The organism is Bartonella sp. AU18XJBT, assembly GCF_028618595.1.
In the GTDB taxonomy this organism is placed as follows: domain Bacteria; phylum Pseudomonadota; class Alphaproteobacteria; order Rhizobiales; family Rhizobiaceae; genus Bartonella.
Genome location: NZ_JAQITE010000001.1, coordinates 117,819 through 137,411 on the forward strand (window position 1 = coordinate 117,819; position 19,593 = coordinate 137,411).

General features: G+C 37.1%; 17 protein-coding genes. 6 read left to right on the forward strand and 11 right to left on the reverse strand.

The genetic code is table 11. The features are described from left to right. Nucleotides 1–1,090 precede the first annotated feature (1,090 nt). Both PVV60_RS00450 and infC read right to left on the reverse strand, forming a co-directional pair. Nucleotides 1,091–2,857, reverse strand: a complete 1,767-nt coding sequence (locus PVV60_RS00450) for an ABC transporter ATP-binding protein (RefSeq protein ID WP_273722406.1) — start codon at nucleotides 2,855–2,857, stop codon at nucleotides 1,091–1,093. A 591-nt stretch (nucleotides 2,858–3,448) separates the two neighbouring features. Continuing rightward, entirely contained in the window at nucleotides 3,449–3,967 is a 519-nt protein-coding gene (gene infC / locus PVV60_RS00455) for a translation initiation factor IF-3 (protein ID WP_273722407.1), read from the reverse strand. A 196-nt stretch (nucleotides 3,968–4,163) separates the two neighbouring features. On the opposite strand from infC, the gene PVV60_RS00460 reads away from it, so the two are divergent. The 3 genes from PVV60_RS00460 to dapE all read left to right on the forward strand — a co-directional run bounded on the left by PVV60_RS00460 (nucleotide 4,164) and on the right by dapE (nucleotide 7,117). Beyond that, nucleotides 4,164–4,973 (forward strand): carboxylesterase, encoded by an 810-nt coding sequence (locus PVV60_RS00460; RefSeq protein ID WP_273722408.1) that lies wholly within the window; start codon nucleotides 4,164–4,166, stop codon nucleotides 4,971–4,973. Nucleotides 4,974–4,976: 3 nt separating this feature from the next. Then, nucleotides 4,977–5,717 carry a M48 family metallopeptidase gene (locus PVV60_RS00465; protein ID WP_273722409.1) on the forward strand — a complete coding sequence of 247 codons (741 nt, stop codon included), beginning with the start codon at nucleotides 4,977–4,979 and terminating at the stop codon, nucleotides 5,715–5,717. A gap of 227 nt (nucleotides 5,718–5,944) precedes the next feature. Then, the gene (gene dapE, locus PVV60_RS00470) at nucleotides 5,945–7,117 is read left to right on the forward strand and encodes a succinyl-diaminopimelate desuccinylase (RefSeq protein WP_273722410.1); all 1,173 of its coding nucleotides are present in this window, start codon (nucleotides 5,945–5,947) and stop codon (nucleotides 7,115–7,117) included. A gap of 1,541 nt (nucleotides 7,118–8,658) precedes the next feature. Here the strand turns inward: dapE and hemW are convergent. Together hemW and rdgB are read right to left on the reverse strand one after the other, a co-directional pair. Next, nucleotides 8,659–9,858 (reverse strand): radical SAM family heme chaperone HemW, encoded by a 1,200-nt coding sequence (gene hemW / locus PVV60_RS00475; RefSeq protein WP_273722411.1) that lies wholly within the window; start codon nucleotides 9,856–9,858, stop codon nucleotides 8,659–8,661. Then, the gene (gene rdgB / locus PVV60_RS00480; RefSeq protein WP_273722412.1) at nucleotides 9,855–10,502 is read right to left on the reverse strand and encodes an RdgB/HAM1 family non-canonical purine NTP pyrophosphatase; all 648 of its coding nucleotides are present in this window, start codon (nucleotides 10,500–10,502) and stop codon (nucleotides 9,855–9,857) included. The genes hemW and rdgB overlap by 4 nt, the downstream gene beginning before the upstream one ends. A gap of 529 nt (nucleotides 10,503–11,031) precedes the next feature. Here rdgB and hrcA point away from each other — a divergent pair. Together hrcA and grpE are read left to right on the forward strand one after the other, a co-directional pair. Beyond that, complete coding sequence (gene hrcA, locus PVV60_RS00485; protein ID WP_273722413.1) at nucleotides 11,032–12,102, forward strand: heat-inducible transcriptional repressor HrcA; 1,071 nt, start codon at nucleotides 11,032–11,034, stop codon at nucleotides 12,100–12,102. Between the two features lie 124 nt (nucleotides 12,103–12,226). Continuing rightward, nucleotides 12,227–12,889 carry a nucleotide exchange factor GrpE gene (grpE, locus tag PVV60_RS00490; protein WP_273722414.1) on the forward strand — a complete coding sequence of 221 codons (663 nt, stop codon included), beginning with the start codon at nucleotides 12,227–12,229 and terminating at the stop codon, nucleotides 12,887–12,889. Nucleotides 12,890–12,997: 108 nt separating this feature from the next. Here grpE and thpR read toward each other — a convergent pair whose 3' ends face one another. The 6 genes from thpR to PVV60_RS00520 form a co-directional block, all read right to left on the reverse strand. Continuing rightward, nucleotides 12,998–13,537, reverse strand: a complete 540-nt coding sequence (gene thpR, locus PVV60_RS00495; RefSeq protein WP_273722415.1) for an RNA 2',3'-cyclic phosphodiesterase — start codon at nucleotides 13,535–13,537, stop codon at nucleotides 12,998–13,000. Nucleotides 13,538–14,172: 635 nt separating this feature from the next. Continuing rightward, nucleotides 14,173–14,466, reverse strand: coding sequence for an HPr family phosphocarrier protein (locus PVV60_RS00500; protein WP_273722488.1), 294 nt, complete (start codon nucleotides 14,464–14,466; stop codon nucleotides 14,173–14,175). Nucleotides 14,467–14,483: 17 nt separating this feature from the next. Then, on the reverse strand, nucleotides 14,484–14,882 hold the full coding sequence (locus PVV60_RS00505; RefSeq protein WP_273722416.1) for a PTS sugar transporter subunit IIA: 399 nt from the start codon (nucleotides 14,880–14,882) through the stop codon (nucleotides 14,484–14,486). A 135-nt stretch (nucleotides 14,883–15,017) separates the two neighbouring features. After that, nucleotides 15,018–15,482 (reverse strand): HPr kinase/phosphatase C-terminal domain-containing protein, encoded by a 465-nt coding sequence (locus PVV60_RS00510; RefSeq protein ID WP_273722417.1) that lies wholly within the window; start codon nucleotides 15,480–15,482, stop codon nucleotides 15,018–15,020. 23 nt (nucleotides 15,483–15,505) lie between these two features. Continuing rightward, nucleotides 15,506–17,290, reverse strand: coding sequence for a sensor histidine kinase (locus PVV60_RS00515; protein WP_273722418.1), 1,785 nt, complete (start codon nucleotides 17,288–17,290; stop codon nucleotides 15,506–15,508). Nucleotides 17,291–17,329: 39 nt separating this feature from the next. After that, nucleotides 17,330–18,052 carry a response regulator transcription factor gene (locus PVV60_RS00520; protein WP_005774392.1) on the reverse strand — a complete coding sequence of 241 codons (723 nt, stop codon included), beginning with the start codon at nucleotides 18,050–18,052 and terminating at the stop codon, nucleotides 17,330–17,332. A 386-nt stretch (nucleotides 18,053–18,438) separates the two neighbouring features. Between PVV60_RS00520 and lysM the strand changes: the two genes are divergently transcribed. After that, nucleotides 18,439–18,894, forward strand: coding sequence for a peptidoglycan-binding protein LysM (gene lysM, locus PVV60_RS00525; protein ID WP_273722419.1), 456 nt, complete (start codon nucleotides 18,439–18,441; stop codon nucleotides 18,892–18,894). A 108-nt stretch (nucleotides 18,895–19,002) separates the two neighbouring features. Here the strand turns inward: lysM and PVV60_RS00530 are convergent, their stop codons facing one another. Beyond that, complete coding sequence (locus tag PVV60_RS00530; RefSeq protein ID WP_273722420.1) at nucleotides 19,003–19,557, reverse strand: copper chaperone PCu(A)C; 555 nt, start codon at nucleotides 19,555–19,557, stop codon at nucleotides 19,003–19,005. Nucleotides 19,558–19,593: the final 36 nt, after the last annotated feature.

The following is a 19,593-nucleotide window of genomic DNA, read 5'->3' on the forward strand; positions in this document are numbered from 1 at the left end:
TATTAAAGGTATAAGTCGGCATTATCATTCTATTTTCCAGCGTCTCATGTTGCCGACAATCTTTTCATTTGAAAATGTAGAGGTATTTTTATTGCTTATCTTAAGAGTTTTTTTGCATATTCCTCTTATGATGTACACCAAGTGCTTTTGATTAATTCATCATAAATATAAAGAAAATTTGTAATGAACAAATTACACCTTATCTTTTATTTAAGATATAATATAATAAATTATGATTATAAATCAAAGTATTAATATGCATGCCAAAAGATATTTTTTGTAAAAATATTTATCAGGGTTATATATCATATTTTTCTATTTAGGCATTTAAAAGAAAGAGGAATATCACGTTAGTTTCTAGATATAGAAAAAACAGCAAAGCTTGCTTTAAAGCAAGCTACAACAGTAAAAAAGTTTTATAATAAATCCTCTCTTATTTTTTCAATGTTTTTTTCATGCTGAGTGTAGCTATAATTTGCAGCACAATTTATAATTGTCAGCCTATCCTGTTGTACCATAAAAGACTGCCATTTGAGGTGCGATAATATAAGGCATGTAAGTTTTGACAAAGTATTTTGAAAGCACGTGGTGAATATTTAGGGTAAGCCTTGTATAAGTGAATCACATAAGTTGTTATCAAGTGCAACGAACTCAATAAAAATCTGGATTGTTTACAAATCAGATTGGGTAGAATCTTTGTCCTTTAAGATGTGTGGAGAAAACAATTGTCAGTGTAGGGATAAACACAGATAAAGGTTGTATTAATTCAGATTCATCATCATAATCCGTGGCAATTTTTTCAAACCTTGATGCTCTCTCTTTTAGGATTCACAACACTTATGAATGTTTCAACACTTATTTGAGGAAGGAAAGGGATTTTTGAAGTTTCATTGTTAGAGTCAATTGTATTCAACAAAATAGTGAGTAAAGTTTTCATCTAAATTCAAGAAGTTTATTTTCAATAAACCATAAAATTCTCTGCCAATTCTTGGTTGAAGTAATACTTTTTCTTGATAACAAATCTTTTTTATAAACGGAGCATTAGCTTCTACCCATTTTTTATTTCAAGTCTTATTTAAGGATCTAGAAATTAGGAGGTATGTTTTTTGAACTGGATATTATGAAGTTTTTTATAAAACCCATGTTCTTTTTCTAGCAATTCTTTTTGAGTACCTTGTTCAATCAGTTGTCCATTTTGTATGACCACAATTTTATGAGCACGAGCAATCGTTGAAAGGCGATGAGCAATAATGATCGTTGTGCGTCCTTTGGTAAGGTGATGAATGGCTTCATTAATTTGTGCTTCGGTATGTGAATCGAGCGCGCTTGTTGCTTCATCAAGAATCAGAATTTCACTATCGTGAATCATTGCTCTAGCAATAGCGAGTCGTTGTTTTTGTCCCCCTGAAAGATTACAACCATTATCGCCTATCTGTGTATCATAACCATTTGGCAAATTCATAATAAAGTCATGAGCATTTGCTGCTTTTGCTGCTGCGATAATTTCATCATCACGAGCGCCTTCTTTTCCAAGCCCAATATTATATTTAACGGTTCCTTGAAACAGAAAAGTATCTTGCCCTACATAGGCCATTAGGTTTCTCAGAGAACGAAAAGTTGTGTAGCGAATGTCTTGATCATTAATCAATATGCGTCCTTTTGTGGGGTCATAAAGGCGCATAATAAGATTGATAAGGGTTGATTTTCCTGAACCAGACGGCCCCACCAATGCGGTCATTTTCCCGGCTTCTATTTCTAGATTGATGTCTGTCAATACCATTTTGTTATCAGTATATGCAAAAGAAACATGCTCGAAACGAATAGCTCCTTGCGTTTTATTCAGATCTTTAGCTTCTTTATGCTCTATAACTGTAAGGGGACGATCGAGTATTTCAAACATCGTACGAATATTGACCAAGCCAGATTCAATTTTAACACGGACATTTGCGAGTCTTTTTGCTGGTTCATAAGCTAAAAGTAAAGCAACAATAAAGGACATAAATTCACCTTGAACACCTGCGCGTTGGGTTGCAAGGTAACCGGAAAAGCAGATAATACCTGCAATGGCAACACCTGTGAGTGTTTCCATAATCGGATTGGTAATAGCTTCAAGTGTTGCAATATTGTTTGTTTGTTTTTCAACATCACAAATGGCTTTGTCCATCCTTTTTTTCATGACTTCTTCTAGTGAAAAAGCCTTGATGACTCGAATACCAACAGCCGTTTCCTGCACGATTTTTATAATTTCACCAAGTGAAAGAAGTTCTTTTTCCATAAGGCGGCGAACGCGTTTTAAAGCCATTCGAACACCTAAAAAAGCCAGTGGTCCTACGATTAAAGTAATGGAGATTAACACAAAGTTTTGAATAAACATGACAAGCAACAGACCACTAACAGAGAGCAAATCACGTACAAAAGTTGTGATAATCGTATCAATGATATTACGCACGGCTGTTGCATTATGGGTTACGCGAATAAGCAGATCAGATGACGTGTTATTATGATAAAAGGAGACACCTTGTTCCATAAGGCGCGCATAAATTTTGCGTTGTTGTTCAGCAATGATACTGTTGCCTGCTTTGCTTAAAAAGTAAGTTTGGGCAAAAGTTGCAATCCCTTTGAGAATAAAGATAAAAGCAATGAAGCTAGAAATCAAAACGATCATAGCAAAATTCTGCGCATCAACAATATAATTAACAACATCACGCATAATCCACGCACTGGTTGCAGTTGTGCAAGAAATGATGATCATTGAGATAATAGCTGCACTGTACCAACGCGCATGTTTATGAAAATTTTCCCGCAAAAGGCGGATAACAAGATGTTTATCAAAAGAAGAAAGTTGTTTTTTGGCCATGCAGTGCTTCTATATTTTCTTACTGTTTTATGCAAGATTGAAGCGTTCTTAATTAAAAAGCCCCTTAATCTTTTTTACAAAAATAACCTTTTCTTTCAAGGTTCATCACATCAATTTCACGACGTAGAGAGTGAAGAATATAGTGCAAAGTTTCTGTGACAGGTATAATGAAAATTCGTTGTTCATCATTATCTTTAGTTCAATAAAAGTACCGGCGAGTTTCACCATTGTATTTACCAATTCCCATATTGTGATAGCCTTTGACACTTGAAATAGCTCACAAAAAATATTTCTGCTTTTTTAATAATTTTTATGTATCGTCTCCATTTGTAATGTATAAGCAAACAATTCTGCTGCATTACATGATAAGAGAGCTTGAAATAAGCAGACCTTACGATGTTTAAGCTTTCTCATTTAATATGCAAAATAACGAATTCTTCTTTAAATCGATAAAGCATTATTAAACTCTTAAAAGGATTTATACACATTTATAAAAGCTTAAAAGCACCACAAAAACTCTATGTGGTGCTTCTAAATAATATCATACGCTCGTGTTGACGAGTTGCATGCAAATATTATTTCAATGCAAAACTATTTAGGTGCTATCACCATCATCATTTGCCGTCCTTCAAGCTTTGGCTCCAATTCGATTTTGGCAATTTCACTTGTATCTTCTTTCACACGCTGAAGAAGCTTTAACCCAAGGTCTTGGTGAGCCATCTCACGACCACGAAAACGCAAAGTAATCTTTACTTTATCACCATGATCAATAAAGCGATGAACAGCCTTGAGTTTGACTCCATAATCATGGACATCAACATTTGGGCGCATCTTAATCTCTTTGATTTCGATGACTTTTTGCTTCTTACGCGTTTCAGCAGCTTTTTTTTGGGTTTGATATTTTAATTTGCCCAAATCGATGATTTTACATACGGGCGGCTCCGCATTTGGCACAATTTCAACCAAATCAAGTCCCGCATCTGCAGCCATAGCAAGAGCTTCTTGTATCGCAACAATTCCCTGATGTTGTCCCTCATCATTGATAAGCTGAACATGAGGTACGCGAATATCCTGATTTGAACGTGGTCCGTCTTTTGGGGTAAGTGTCATTTTAAACGGTTTACGAATGGTTTATGCTCCTTAATTTTGATTCAACTACAGTTAATTTAATATACAATTATGCACCTAAAAACAACTATAATTCGTGTTATTTTCATTATTTGATTTATTACTTTTTGGAATGATTTAGATTATAAAAGTTTTTCTCTTTAATTTAGAGAAATTGTTTTATGGAGGTTACAGAATCATGGATCAAAATATTCCTTGTCAGTTTTTTTCGTTTGAGAACACTCCACTTGCAGTACGCTATCGCAAGAGGCGCCAATCTCCAGGTTTGGTGTGGCTTCATGGCTATCTATCTGATATGTCAGGGGATAAGGCGATGTTGGTTGATAGTTTTGCTCAGAAGAATGATTTGTCTTGTTTACGTTTTGATTACTCTGGACATGGAGAATCGGGAGGTGATTTTTTTCAAGGAACGATTTCACGCTGGGTGAAAGAAAGTTTAGCGGTTTTTGAAAATTATTGTGAGGGGCCACAAATTTTGATTGGCACCTCTATGGGCGGGTGGATTGCGCTCAAGCTTGCTATGATGCTAGCACAGAAAAATAAGAAGCTTGCTGGCATGGTCTTGATTGCGCCAGCGCCTGATTTTACACAAACATTGATAGAATCAGGGTTGGGTCGAAAGGGGTGGAAAATTTTAGAAGAAACAGAGCATATTGAACGATCTGCGATTAGTTATACGGAGCCGGTTCCCTTTACAAGAGTATTTATTGAAGATGGCAGAGACAACTGCGTCATGAAGGGATGTATAGATGTTGGATGTCCAATCCATATTCTACAAGGGATGGAAGATGTGGAGATACCCTATCAGCATACTATGACTTTACTTGATCATTTGCCTCTCCATGATGTAACATTGTCACTCGTTCGTGATGCTGATCATCGCTTTTCTCGTCCGCAAGATTTGGATTGCCTCGAAACGGTATTGAGGTCATTGATTGACCGGATTAATGCGGGAGAAGGGTCAAATTCATTGATGATGAAGATATAATGTATGAGCATTTCTAAACAGCATTTTATTTTTTCTGATCGCTCTGTACCTGTACAGGTGCGGGAAAATAAGTGCGCGCGCCGTCTTACCTTACGTATTGATGCGAGCGGACAGAGGATTTGTGTAACAACACCACCAGCGATAAGTCTCTGTACGATTCAAAGTTTTATTGAAAAGCATCGATCTTGGATTGAGGCACGTCTTGCTCGTGTACAAATCTCTCATGAAAATGCTTATCTCAAAGAAGGGGCAATGATTCCTTTATTGGGTGTTGCACATACTATAAGGCATAAAGAAGGGCGTGGGGTGACGGAAATTATTGCAGGAGATGCAGAACAAGAACCTCAAATTATCGTTTATGGTCAATTAGAATACCTCCCAAGACGCATTGCTGACGTTTTGAAAAAACAAGCAGCACGTATTATAACACCTTTGGTGACACATTATGCCTATAAAGTAGAGCGTAAAGTCAAATCAATTTGTTATAAAGATACGAGAAGTCGTTGGGGGTCTTGTTCAATAGATAAGCGTCTTTCTTTTTCTTGGCGCCTTGTTATGGCACCAAAAGAAGTTGTGGAATATGTTGTTGCTCATGAGGTTGCTCATCTTGTTGAAATGAATCACGGTCCAAGATTTTGGGCTCTTTGTGAAGAACTATGTCCTGGTAGTAAAACGTATCGTGCTTGGTTGAAGGAAAATGCTCATAGATTGCAAGCAATTAATTTTGATTCATATAATTTATAGGTGTAAAAAACTTTCCAATGAAGGCAATATTTAACGGAACTTTTTATTGAGTATTTTGTTGTGTGTGTACTTGCTCATGCATAATGAGGAAGCCATTGAAGCTCTCAGCACGATTGTTTTCCCCTGCTTGGTTTGCTGAGTGTCTTCAATGTTTTTGCTTTATCTTTTTGTAATTCAGCGTAATAATCTTAAGTTACGATAACTTATAAAAAATGGGAAGGGCTCCTATGCCTGTTCTTACAGATCCACTTCAGCTGTTAAAGAGACTTATCCGTTGTCCTTCTGTTACTCCTCATGAAGCAGGGGCTTTATCAACTTTGGAACAATTTTTGAAAAAAATGGGGTTTCATGTCGAGCGTCCTATTTTTACGGATAAAAATACAGATAATGTTGAAAATCTTTATGCAAAAATGGGAAATGAAGGACCCCATCTTATGTTTGCAGGCCATACAGATGTCGTACCACCAGGTGCATTGGAAGATTGGACTTATTCACCTTTTGAAGCTGTCATAGATCAGGGGAAATTATATGGGCGGGGTGCTGTTGATATGAAGGGCGGAATCGCTTGTTTTATTGCGGCGCTAGCGCGAGTTCTTGAGAAACGACCCATTAAAGGAATGGTAAGTTTTTTGATTACCGGTGATGAAGAGGGACCTGCTGTTAATGGTACCGTCAAACTTCTCAAATGGGCAGAAAAAAAAGGCGAAAAATGGACTGCGGCTCTTGTAGGGGAACCAACAAGTGTAAAGACTGTTGGGGATGTCATTAAAATTGGTCGCCGCGGATCGATTTCTGGTATTATTACCGTGAGAGGTCGCCAAGGTCATGTTGCTTTTCCAGAGCGGGCTGCTAATCCCTTGCCTTTAGCAAGTAAGCTTATTCAAGCATTGACACAAACTGCTTTAGATAAAGGGACAGAGAATTTTCAGCCTAGTAATTTAGAGCTAACAAGCATCGATACCGGTAATTTAGCGGTCAATGTTATCCCAGCGCAGACAACAGTTCATTTTAATATACGCTACAATGATCTTTGGACAAAAGAAACACTGATGCAGGAAATTGAAAAGCGTCTTGCTTTGGTGCAATCAAAAAACAATGGTTATCAATATCCCTCTTATCAGCTTGAATGGATTCCAAGCCTAGGAGATGTTTTTTTGACCAAAAATGATAAGCTCATTCAAACTCTATCCAATGCTATTAAAAGTGTAACAGGAAATATACCAGAATGTTCCACTTCTGGTGGTACTTCAGATGCGCGATTTATTAAGGATTATTGCCCAGTAGTTGAATTTGGCTTGCCAGGGCAAACCATGCATATGGTAGATGAGTGTGTAGCTCTTGATGCAGTGGAAGCTCTTACGACTATTTATGAGCGTTTTATTATTGATTTTTTTGCATAAAGAAATGAGTGCTGGTTCAAAAATACCTTTATCTTATCGTGCCATAAGACATTGCCATTTGAGGTGTGGTGATATGAGACACGTAAGACTTAATATATTAAGCGGTTTTAGAGTAAGTGATGAATATTCTTAAGTTGGGATTCTTGCCTGTAGAGTCTTTAGTTTAAGTGAATTACATAATTGGAAAGCCAAGTGCGACCTGCTTTAAGAAGCAGAACTGTTTACAGACTATATTGAATTAAAAATATTCGTTCTTTCAAGTGTAGGAAGGAAGTCAGTACGCAATCATATATGGAAAACAATGAGTATTATATCATCATTGTGTGATGACAGGTTGAAGCCATAAAGACACATAAAAACATGCTGCTATTGTAAAAAGTTCGTACAACATAAATGCGCTCATTCACAGTTCATGTCTTAATATGGTTTCTGCATTCTCATAAAAGGTACTTCTTGTTTCAATTAGCCTCTCTTAGAGTAAAGCCCATAGGAAACGCGTTTTAAGTTTGTTTTATTTCATATATTTTGCCTTGCTTTTTTGTCCCCAAGAACTTTCGTTGCAAAATCATTACGAGATAGAAGGTGAGCTTATTTAATCAGCTTTAATATTAGTTATGATAAAGATACACAGAAATTCTTTTGTAGCATCACGTTGACTTCTTTAGCTAAGGATTGTCCTAGTATTATTCTCAATTTTTTAATAAAATACCTTAAAGGATGCGTACAGACACTTATAAGCATGTACGCATAACAGTAAGATCATATGGGATTAATATCGTTTCGCTCGCTAACAAAGCAATCTCGATTCATATCTGGTATATTTGCCATTTGAGTGCATTATTTGTGTAATAAAGCTCATGATGTTGCTGTTACCTATAAATCAACACCAATCATACAGCCGCGTATCTTAAATAAATATTGGTTCAGTATTTTTTGCGACAACAGCTTTTACATGCTAAAATAGGATAAAGGTATAAAGGTGAAAATCAGCGTGCTTTTTTACACTCCTTTTTTATTCGGTTTTACGGTTTTCAAAATTATCTAGAGCAATATCTTTTTAAATAATCAGAGATCGATACATGGTTTTATGCTTATTTCCCTGGTTCTTGAAATGGTGCCACGATTTCATAAAGAACCATACATTATCGCATTATGCATTCACATACTTGTTTTAAAGAAATTTCCTCAATGTTTGTCACATTCGTGCCACTACGGTGCTTATGAATAGTGTACCGTGAAGTGTATAAAGTCTACAGTGCTTCACCATCTTTACGTTTATGAAAAAAAAGTTAGACCACCATACACTTTCTAGCTCAAAATATTGCGATAGCTTTTAGCACTTAAGAGTGCTCATAAGAGGCATTTTTATTTCTTTTTTATAGCTTTTATCAACACGCTTTTCTACTTTTAAGGTGTAAGCAAATGGTGGTAACTAATTTACTATAAATAGTTTTGAAATGAGAGAATCTCCGATATTCTAATCTCACCTTTGCTATGAAAAATGATGATTATGATTAAAACAGTATGCTGTTATAAAAACTTTAGTTTGCGAGTTGGCTGATGATGTGATCAAGAACAATACGTCCTTTGGTTGTTGCTTTTAAGCGTTGGTTATCTACCATTTCTACCAATTTTTGGTGTTGTAAATCGACCAGTTTTTCCATTGGGATGCGTTTAGGACTTAAGGTTTCATAACGTATAAGTTCTAAGCCTTCGCAAAGGCGTAATCCCATAAGGAGCATTTCATTTGCCTGTTGTTCAGTGGTTAAAAGTTCCGTTTCAATACAGCCATGTCCTGTTGTTTCTACCAAATTAAGCCACTGTTCGGGATGCTTTTCATTTATTGTGACATAACGTTCGCGGTTTTCAAGGTGTGATGACAATGTTTTTGAACAGGAAGAGGAATGATTCGGTGCGTGCTCAATGAAACGTCCATGTGCTCCTGGACCAAAGCCTGCATATTGGTGATAACGCCAATAAAGAAGATTGTGTGCTGATTCAGCACCGGGCATTGCGTGGTTTGAGATTTCATAGGCAGGAAGCCCATGCAATGTCGTTATTTCTTGGGTAAGATGATACAGATCTGCTGCTAGCTCTGATGGGGGAAGGATAAGTCTTCCTGCGTCATGAAGCCGTTTAAAGGCAGTTCCTTCTTCGATCGTCAATTGATAAAGAGAAAGATGGTCAGCTGCCAAATCAATTGCTTGTACAAGTTCAGATTTCCATTGCTCAAGGGTTTGTTCGGGGCGGGCATAAATGAGATCAAAGGATAAACGTGGAAAAATTTTCCGTGCTAAAGCAATGGCATAAAGAGCTTGTTCTACATTATGGAGTCGGCCAAGTTTGCGCAATGCTTTATCATTGAGCGCTTGTATCCCTAGAGATAAACGATTAATACCTGCCGCACGGTATCCACGAAAGCGCTCTGCTTCCACACTGGATGGATTAGCTTCTAATGTAATTTCAACTTTATCATCGACTACCCATTTTTTTGCAAGTGCTTGCAATAGGGCATCGACAGTTTGCGGCTCCATAAGAGAAGGAGTTCCTCCACCAATAAAAATACTTGTAATATGGCGTGGGCCTATTTTGTGGTATTGCGTTTCTATTTCGCGCTTAAAGGCGGTGACAAAACGTGGTTGATCAACACCATGGATGCGAACATGCGAATTAAAGTCACAATAAGGACATTTAGCTGCACAAAAGGGCCAATGAATGTAAATGCCAAAAGGTTCATTCATGAGAATGCTAAAAGGTTTTCTGCCAAAAGTTTGAAAGCACGTGCGCGATGTGAAAGAGGCGGAATATCATTACTTTTCCAGTTGTGTTTTTGCTCTGTTGACATTTCTCCAAAGGTATTTTCATATCCATCTGGTAAAAAAATAGGATCAAAACCAAAGCCTTTGTCTCCCCGTGGAGGCCAAATGAACGTTCCTTCAACGCATCCGCGGAAGTAATCTGCATAAGCATCAGGCCATGCAATGCAAACGACGGATATAAAACGACATTTTCGTTGGCTTTTTTCTCGCGCTCCGACTTTTTGGAGTTCATTTTCTATTTTTTCCATAGCTTTGGGAAAATTACGTGTACCATCGGCTTGAATTGCCCAATCAGCGGTATAAATACCTGGTGCACCCTCCAATACATCTACCTCTAAGCCTGAATCATCAGAAAGGGCAGGAAGTCCTGTTTTTTTTGCTGCTGAAAAAGCTTTAATATAAGCATTTTCTTCGAATGTTTTTCCCGTTTCTTTTGGTTCTGGCAAGCCCAGTTCTTTTGCTGATTGTATTATTAAACCGAAAGGCTTAATTAAAGTAGTGATTTCATGCAATTTGCCGGTGTTATGTGTAGCAATGACAAGTTTTTTATCTGCTATGCTTCTCATATAGATTTCTCCAAAAATGAAAGGGGAATTGTTTTTGTGCTAAAAACCGGCTTAAATGCTCATACACACATATTTTGCTAGATTTTACATGATATGATTATTTTACACGTTTTATGATATTTTATTCCAATAAAATTTTTTATCTTGTATGAAGATAACCTTGCAAAGGTATGAAAGACATGTCTTTTTTATGATAGCATTATTTATGGTAAATTTCCAATTTCTTGCTTGCTCTAAAGGGTAAAATTTTCTATTTACAGCGGTTTTTGAACAATCCATATTCTCTTGGTCAAATTATCTTGGCAAGTTCCTACAGCAGACCACTTTACAGATCAACTCTTAATCTTAAATATTTCTCACACACTCTAACAAAAAATACCTCCTGCGTAATTTATCAAGCATCACTCTGAAGCTAGCATTTTACGGGTTAATAGGATAATATGCTTTTATACTACTTTAGACTATTTGACCAAACCTTGGCAAAACTTATATAAGAGATGAGGATTTTAAAAGTAGTGAAACAATTGTGATGAAGCACAAAACTATTGATAATGAACTAAAATATCTTGATGAACGTTCGCGTGATATTTTTCGCCATATTGTTGAAGCTTATCTTAATGATGGTGAACCTGTGGGGTCACGCAATCTTTCGCGGCTTTTACGACAGACATTATCACCTGCGACGATTCGCAATGTGATGAGTGATCTTGAACATCTCGGTTTAATTTATGCACCACATGTTTCTGCGGGTCGAATGCCGACACAATCAGGTTTACGCTTTTTTGTTGATGCATTTATGGAAGCAGGTGATTTGCCAAACGAAGAGCGAGAAAATATTGAAATGCAAGTCAAAGAGGCTGGTCGTGCACAATCGGTTGAACATTTTCTTGTTCAAGCAAGCCGAGTTCTTTCAGATCTTTCACGTGGGGCAGGGCTTGTTTTAGCAACAAAACAAGAAGGAACATTGAAACATATTGAATTTGTGCGCCTTGATAGAGAGCACGCTCTTGCCGTTTTGGTGACTCAACAAGGTGAAGTTGAAAATCGTATTGTTCATTTGCCAGAAGGGGTTACCCATGCACAATTGACGGAAGCAACGAATTTTCTCAATGCCCATATCCAAGGGCGTACATTGAGTGAAGCTAAAGGGGAAATTGCCCGCTTATGCGCAGAAACACGGGCTGCACTTGATGATTTATCGCATCATCTTGTTGAAACGGGATTAGCTCTTTGGGGAGGAGAAGGTGCTGATCATAAAATACACCTCATTGTTCGCGGGCGTAGCAATTTACTTGAAGATGTGAAAGCAGAAGAAGATTTAGAACGGTTACGCCATTTGTTCGATGATCTTGAAACGCGCGAGAGTATGGCACAGCTTCTCGATTTAACGGATGAAGGTTCTGGGGTTAGAATTTTTATTGGTTCAGAAAATAAGTTATTTTCACTTTCTGGTTCTTCTTTAGTTGTAGCACCTTATCGTGATTCACAACAAAGAGTCATTGGTGCTTTAGGCGTTATTGGTCCTACACGGCTTAATTATGCAAGGATTGTGCCCATGGTTGATTATACAGCTCAACTTGTGTCACAGTTATTGCGTTAAAACGATGCAGGTAAGTATTTGTACTATAAAAGCTCATTGTATTATATACATCGATACCCCTTGATTTTTGTCTATAGAATTTCGATATCGAGAATAACGAATCTTATGAAGGAATAAAATTTTTATGTCTGATGAAAAAAACAAATTTACTGACGCTTCATTTGAAAATTGTGATTTAAAAAATCCAGCTGATCGTAATACACTTAAACAGGCAGCCGATGAATTTTTAAAAACACATAAAACAGAGGAACACGAAGACGTTGAAACAGAAAGCAATGAGGTTAGTGATCTTTTAGCGTCTTTGCAGGATGAAAATAAAGAACTGAAAGATCAGCTTTTACGTCTTGTTGCAGATATGGAAAATCTTCGACGCCGTACTATGCGAGATGTGGCGGATGCAAAGGCTTACTCCATTGCTAATTTTGCACGGGATATGTTATCGGTTTCTGACAATCTCAATCGTGCTTTGGAAGCTATTCCAGAAGGGGCACGGGAAAGTGATGCTGGTTTGAAATCATTGGCAGAAGGCGTTGAAATGACTGAACGTGCCATGATGGCAGCATTAGAACGTCATGGGGTGCAAAAAATCCATCCAGAGGGGCAAAAATTTGATCCTCATTTTCATCAAGCGATGTTTGAAATTCCTAATGCCGATGTTCCAGATAACACTGTTCAACAAGTTGTTCAGGCAGGTTATATTATCGGGGAAAGGGTGCTTCGTCCAGCTATAGTGGGTGTAGCTAAAGGAGGAGCAAAAGAAGCTTCTGTTGAAACTGATTCGGCTTAAAACACATCAATAATAAATCTCCAACATAAAATGCAGTATTCCCTGCAGTTTCATATATATAGGGTCTTTTTTCTCAAAGAGTTTTTAAAGGGTGTTACAAACACCCTTTTATTTTTGAAGCGCCCAACTTCCTTTTACAACATACACGGCATCGCTTGAGGGAAATGGCGATGAAAATAAAACAAAATGATCAACCTCAAAAGGAGGAAATGAAAAATTCCTTCGAAAGAACAGATAAGGAACAAGGTCTTCAGGTTTAGTATCAAGCAGTCGCGCAATAGTAATATGTGGAGTAAATTCTCTTTCATCAGGTGTTAGACCTAAATGGCTACGGATAGATTGCATCTTTTCGTGTAGAAGATTGAGAGCTTTACAAGGTTTAATGCGAATAACAAGAGAGGGGGCAGTATTTTCTGAACCAAAAATATCAAAACCATCTATTTGTAGCATAAAAGGAGAGAGCTTTATTGTGTCAAAGGCGTGCATAAGTATATCTGCGGTAGAACTTTCAACTTTGCCAAAAAAAGATAAGGTGACATGAAAATTTTGCGAATTAATCCACTGCGTATTTGGTAAGCCACTTTGCAACGACACAAGTTGTTGTGTTGTTTGTTGAGGAATCTGAAGAGCACTAAATAGACGACTCACAATATTACCTCTTTACAATGAAAAGATGCTACTCCAAGCACAATGATAGATAACGAGAGTGAGTTGTCTACCAAAGAACATAAGGCAATAGTATAGAAAAATAATGTCTAAAAAATGCTTACCATAATTATGAATGTACAAAGCTTATTTGTTTTAAGACAATGGTTATGATATTGGTAAGAATAGAAATTGCATTTTCATGATCTGTATCACAATGATGTGCAATGGAAGATTCCTTGTGTATTATAAAGGCCACAAAGTTAGCAGAAAATAAAAAAAGCTGGTAGATTTTTGATGTGCTAAATTATTTTGACATTTATCTTGAGCTTAAAATAAAGAATATTCTAATACAAGATGAAGAGTTCTCTTTTCTGTAAAGATTTAATTATACGATTAAGTCGAGTAATAGCTATAACATGCAAAACTATTCAAATTGGTCAAATAATGTTAGGAAAGGAAGAAAAAAAATCCAGCATAACAAAATTACTATAAGCTTTTACATTTATGATAATTATGCCAATCCATAATGGATATGAATACTGGTATAAAAGCGGGAAGAGAAATTAAAATTCAAAATAATGATGGAAAGTTCCTATTTTCTAAGAATCATCATCCTTGTTTATGATGAGAAAGCGCTAGCTTTCCTCTCCAAAGTTGTTATTGATGAGCTTTTCAAGAGCATTAAGAGCATCTGTTGCTTCTGGTCCTGAAACACGAATGGTGAGGTTGCAACCAGATGAAGCCGCTAGCATCATAAGTCCCATAATTGATGATCCACCAACGATTTTTCCATCCTTTTCAACTTCAACAGTAACATTAAAATTGTCAACAGTTTGTACAAATTTTGCAGAAGCACGTGCATGCAACCCACGTTTATTACAGATATTGAAATGACGACTTATACATGGGAGGGTATCTTTGGAAAACATGGGCATTTTATTATCCGCTATAAAGTCATACTTGGTACATTAATATATTTACGCCCTGCTTCTTGTGCTATTCTTAACGCGTCTGATAATGAAATATCAGGACATTTGCGAATAGAAATCAGTTTAATAAGCATGGGCAAATTAACACCCGCAATCATTTCAACGCGTCCTTTTTCAATAGCAGGAATAGCTATATTTGATGGTGTCCCACCGAACACATCTGTTAATATGATGACGCCATGATCCGTATCTGTATCGGTTACTGCGGCTATAATATCACCTCGGCGCTGATCTATATCGTCATCGGGATAAACGCATATTGTTGCGAACTTTTCTTGTACTCCAACAACATGTTCCACGGCATGTAAAAATTCGACAGCCAGCTCACCGTGCGTTACAAGCACGAGTCCAATCATTTACGCAAACTCCTGTTAACTAATAAGATCCAACCATATTGGTGGGAAAGACATTGTACAAGGCTTTATCTTGCTGCCAAGAAAAATTTGCAAAAAAAAGGCAAAAATTGTGATTTTTTTATCTTTAGAAAAAAATTAGACAGATTTCTGCCATATTTTTCTAAACAAAAATGCTTCAATAGCTTGACAAATGGCTGTACAATCGGCTTCACGAAGAGAGGGAAGTTTTAAAAGAGGAATGTGCAAATTTTCAAATTGAAAAGTTTTATTTGTGGAAAAACGTTCATATTCCGGACCGAGAAAAATAACGCAGTCGATAGTTGTGTGCTTTTCAAATTCTATCATATAAAGACCAACACCACGAATCTCGATACCGCCCTCTAAATTATCAGGAGTATATCCGTGAAGCTTTCCATTTTCCGCACGCAACATTGTATAATCATCACTGATAAGCTTCGCTTCACGTTTTGACCACTCAGCGCGGTCAAGCAAAGAAAGGGTAAGGGTTGATTTTCCTGATCCTGATGGACCTATAATTAACAGCCCCTTGCCGCCCAGTTGAAGGCAATTTGCGTGGAGTATTTCACATTTTGTTTTCATGTCTTTTACTTTGGATAAAAGATTTATTTAGCGAGGGGAAGCATAATAGTAAAACGTGCACCAGTTTTACACTTCCCAAGTGTCGGGTCAATAATATTTTCGGCTGTAATTGTTCCGTTATGAGCCTCGATGATTTGCCGACTAATAGAAAGGCCAAGTCCAGAGTTTTGTCCAAAAGCATCTTCGTTTGGTCGATCTGTATAAAAACGCTCAAAAATTCGTTCAATATTTTCTGAACGAATGCCTGGGCCATTATCTTCAATGGTTAAAATAAGGGTTGAAGCATGACTTTTCATAGTAATGCAAATTTTGCCACGATTTCGAGGAATAAAAGAACGTGCATTTTCAAGAAGATTTGAAATCACTTGCCCTAAACGGAGTTCATGCCCTAATACAAGATAGGCTTTTCCATGAGGACGTGGGACAATATTAAGGCTTATATCAATGGTTTGCGTATTACGATAGACTTCCTGAACAGCATGAACAAGACTTTCCAAAAGTGGTGTCATATCAACAATCTCTGCGGTTTCTCGTGCAAGCTCTGCATCGAGCCGTGATGCATCAGAAATATCTGTAATCAACCGATCAAGACGGCGCACATCATGTTGGATAATTTCAAGCAATTTCTCTTGTGCTTCCTCATTTTTAGCCAGAGGGAGCGTTTCAACAGCACTGCGAAGAGAAGTGAGAGGATTTTTTAATTCGTGGCTTACATCAGCAGCAAAGCGTTCAATGGCTTCAATACGCATATAAAGGGCATTGGTCATATCACGAATAGAAGTTGAAAGGTGACCAATTTCATCTTCACGCATTGAAAAATCAGGAATTTCTACACGCTGATTATTGCCATTACGCACTCGATTAGCCGAGGCAGATAATTTACTTAGTGGATGGGCAATCGTATGGGCCAAAAAGAGAGAAAGAACCAAAAGTACGCTGCCTACAACGGCAAAAACTTTAAAGATAACCAGTCTTTCGCCTTTTACAATGTTATCAATATCGGAACCAGTGGTTGAAAGAAGAAGAGCTCCAACCACTGCACGATAGCGTTGAACAGGAACGGCAACAGAAACAATTAATTGACCTTGCCTGTTGCGTCTTTTAGCCGTAGCAAGAGATCCGTTTAATGCGCGGTATACTTCTGGATAAGCAATACCACTGATTTTGGTTTGTTCTCTGTCAAGAGCAATACCTTTGCCATAAAATGCGCTTGAATACCATGAAGTAAGGCGATCCCACATGTTTTGTTCTGTTTTAAGTGGGGGTAAATCATAACTAAAAACTTCTCCACTAGAATAAAGAACGCGCGAATCAAGAAGGAGAGTAGCATCACGATCATAGATACGTGCTCTTGTCGTTTTAGGTGTGATGAGACGCCGTAAAAGAGGGGCAACTTGCTCAGGGTTAATAGGGAAATCCCAAGAATCGGTTGATTGAGGGGCGGGTGTAATGCTTTCACCAGTCTGTAATTCTAAAAGTTTTTGGGGGTCAATGAGGATAGAATTTGTATCTACTGTTGCAGAAGCAGCAATAGCCCCAGCAATAATTTTTCCTTGGGTACATAAACTTTTAATTTTTGCTTCAATTAAACCATCACGAAATTGGTTAAGGTATAAAATGCCTGTAACTAAAACGGCAAGAGCAGCAATGTTTAATATAACAATGCGACGTGTGAGGCTGGAAAAAAGCAATTGTCTAAAGAGACGTTGTGTTCGAAAATGCAAACGAGCAAACATAAGAAATGGTGTTGAAGATGTACCATTAACGGTTGTTTTTTGTAAAGCTTCCAGTTGAGAATTGTCTGTCATCGATTTGATTGCCGTTCAAATTTTTGCGACAAAGTAGTTTTACACCTCGTGGAAACGATAACCTACACCATAAAGTGTTTCAATCATTGCAAAATCATCATCCACTTGTTTAAACTTTTTACGCAGACGTTTAATGTGACTATCAATGGTGCGATCATCTACGTAGACTTGATCACTATAGGCGGCATCCATTAAAGCATCACGACTTTTTACAACTCCTGGTCTTTGTGCTAAGGTTTGCAGAATCAAAAATTCCGTAACAGTTAAAATAACAGGTTTATCTTTCCATGTACAGGTGTGGCGTTCTTGATCCATCACAAGATCTCCACGTTTGAGAGAAGAGGTGGAAGAAGTTCCTGTAGAAAGCGGTTGGTTACGTGCATTAGAACGGCGCAAAATGGCTTTCACGCGTTCAATAAGAAGACGTTGGGAGAAAGGTTTAGTAATAAAATCATCAGCCCCCATTTTGAGACCAAATAATTCATCAATTTCATCATCTTTAGAGGTAAGAAAAATAACTGGAAGATCAGACTTTTGACGCAAACGACGCAAGAGTTCCATCCCATCCATTCGGGGCATTTTAATATCAAAAATAGCTAAGTGTGGAGGGTGAAGTGTGAGACCCTTGAGTGCAGATGCTCCATCTGTATAGCTTTCAACCCGATATCCTTCTGTCTCAAGCGCAAAAGATAAAGACGTCAAAATATTGCGATCATCATCAACAAGTACAATCGTTTGCGTGATTGTTGGTGTATCTTTCATGGTTTCTTAGACCTTTCTATTGCTGTGGTAGCAAATTATCCACACTTATTTATATGGGAGTTCATATTTTTTTTGCAAAACAAATATGATACAAATTGTAGTGAAGAAAAAAACCTTTTGTCATTACTGTAAAATCTTGTTTTGCTTCCATAATTTATAATGTTTCTACGTCTATTAAGATCCCTTCGTTTGAGAGAAAATTTTCATAAAGGCTTTTTTTATCAAAGTTTATTACAAAGTTTATTATTGTATTTGTTCCATAATTGAACAGGTATAGTTTTGATTATTGAAGTTTAGAAAATCTGCCTATGTGTTTTAAGAGCAAAGAAAAGAATGTGGCAACATATGCACAAAAATTTGTTTCTGCTACACGAAAGGAGGTCGTAATGGGATTTTTTAATTTTATTAAAACTGTAGGGGAAAAGTTAGGTATTGGAGACCATGAACCAAAAGAAAAAGATTTTAAGAGAGCATTTGATCATTTTCAATTCGGTACAGAAAAAGTAAATATTCAAGTTGAAGACGGTAAAGCTATTTTAAGCGGTGAAGTTCCAGACATGGAAACACTTGAAAAAGCACTGCTGGTTGTTGGCAATTCACAAGGTATCTCTTCTGTAGATGTTGATCAATTAAAGGTTATAGATACAACGCCTAGAAAACCTTCTCGCTTTTATGAGGTTAAATCTGGTGATAATCTTTGGAAAATTGCTGAAGACGTCTATGGAAAAGGACAAGGTGATAAAAATACATTTATTTTTGAAGCCAATAAACCAATGCTAAAATCTCCCGATAAAATTTATCCTGGACAAGTTTTACGTATTCCTGAAATTGACCATAGTTAATTCATCAAAGGGGATACTTTTTACTGATGGCATTAAACAAAAAATGAAGAAGCGTAAAAAAATTCATGCTTCTTCATTTTATAAGTGTGTATTTATAATAAAAGGAGCTTAGTGAACAGGAGAGGATTTAGAAGGTGATGGTGCTTGCATAGCGTTTACAGAGAAATCAACATCTATCGTTCCTGCTTTCTCAAATGTCAATTTTGCGCTAATTTTATCCCCTAACTTGAATGGTTGTGAAAGCCCCATAAACATAATATGATCACCACCAGGCTTAAGCGTGATTTCGCCATTTCCCGGAATTTCAATGCCATTGTGCATTTTTTCCATTTTCATAATATCATTAACGACGGCCATAGAGTGTATCTCTGTTGTTTTTACTCCGTTTGTGGAAATAGAAACCAAACGGTCTGGGGTATTACTGTGATTAATAATGTAGAGATAACCGCTACCAACTCTTATACCTCTAGGTGTTTCGCGTGTCCAAGGATTGAGAATTTCTATGTCGCCAAGTTTATATTGTTGAGCATCTGCTGGCAGGGTTATACCAGCAAAGAGAAGAGCACACACGATATTTATGATAGCCTTTTTGTATGGATATTGCGTATGTCTTATATTCTTAAAGATGAGATTTGTTATTTTCTTAATAATAGATGTCATCATTGATTTACCCTCCGTCATAAGATTCACACTTTGAAT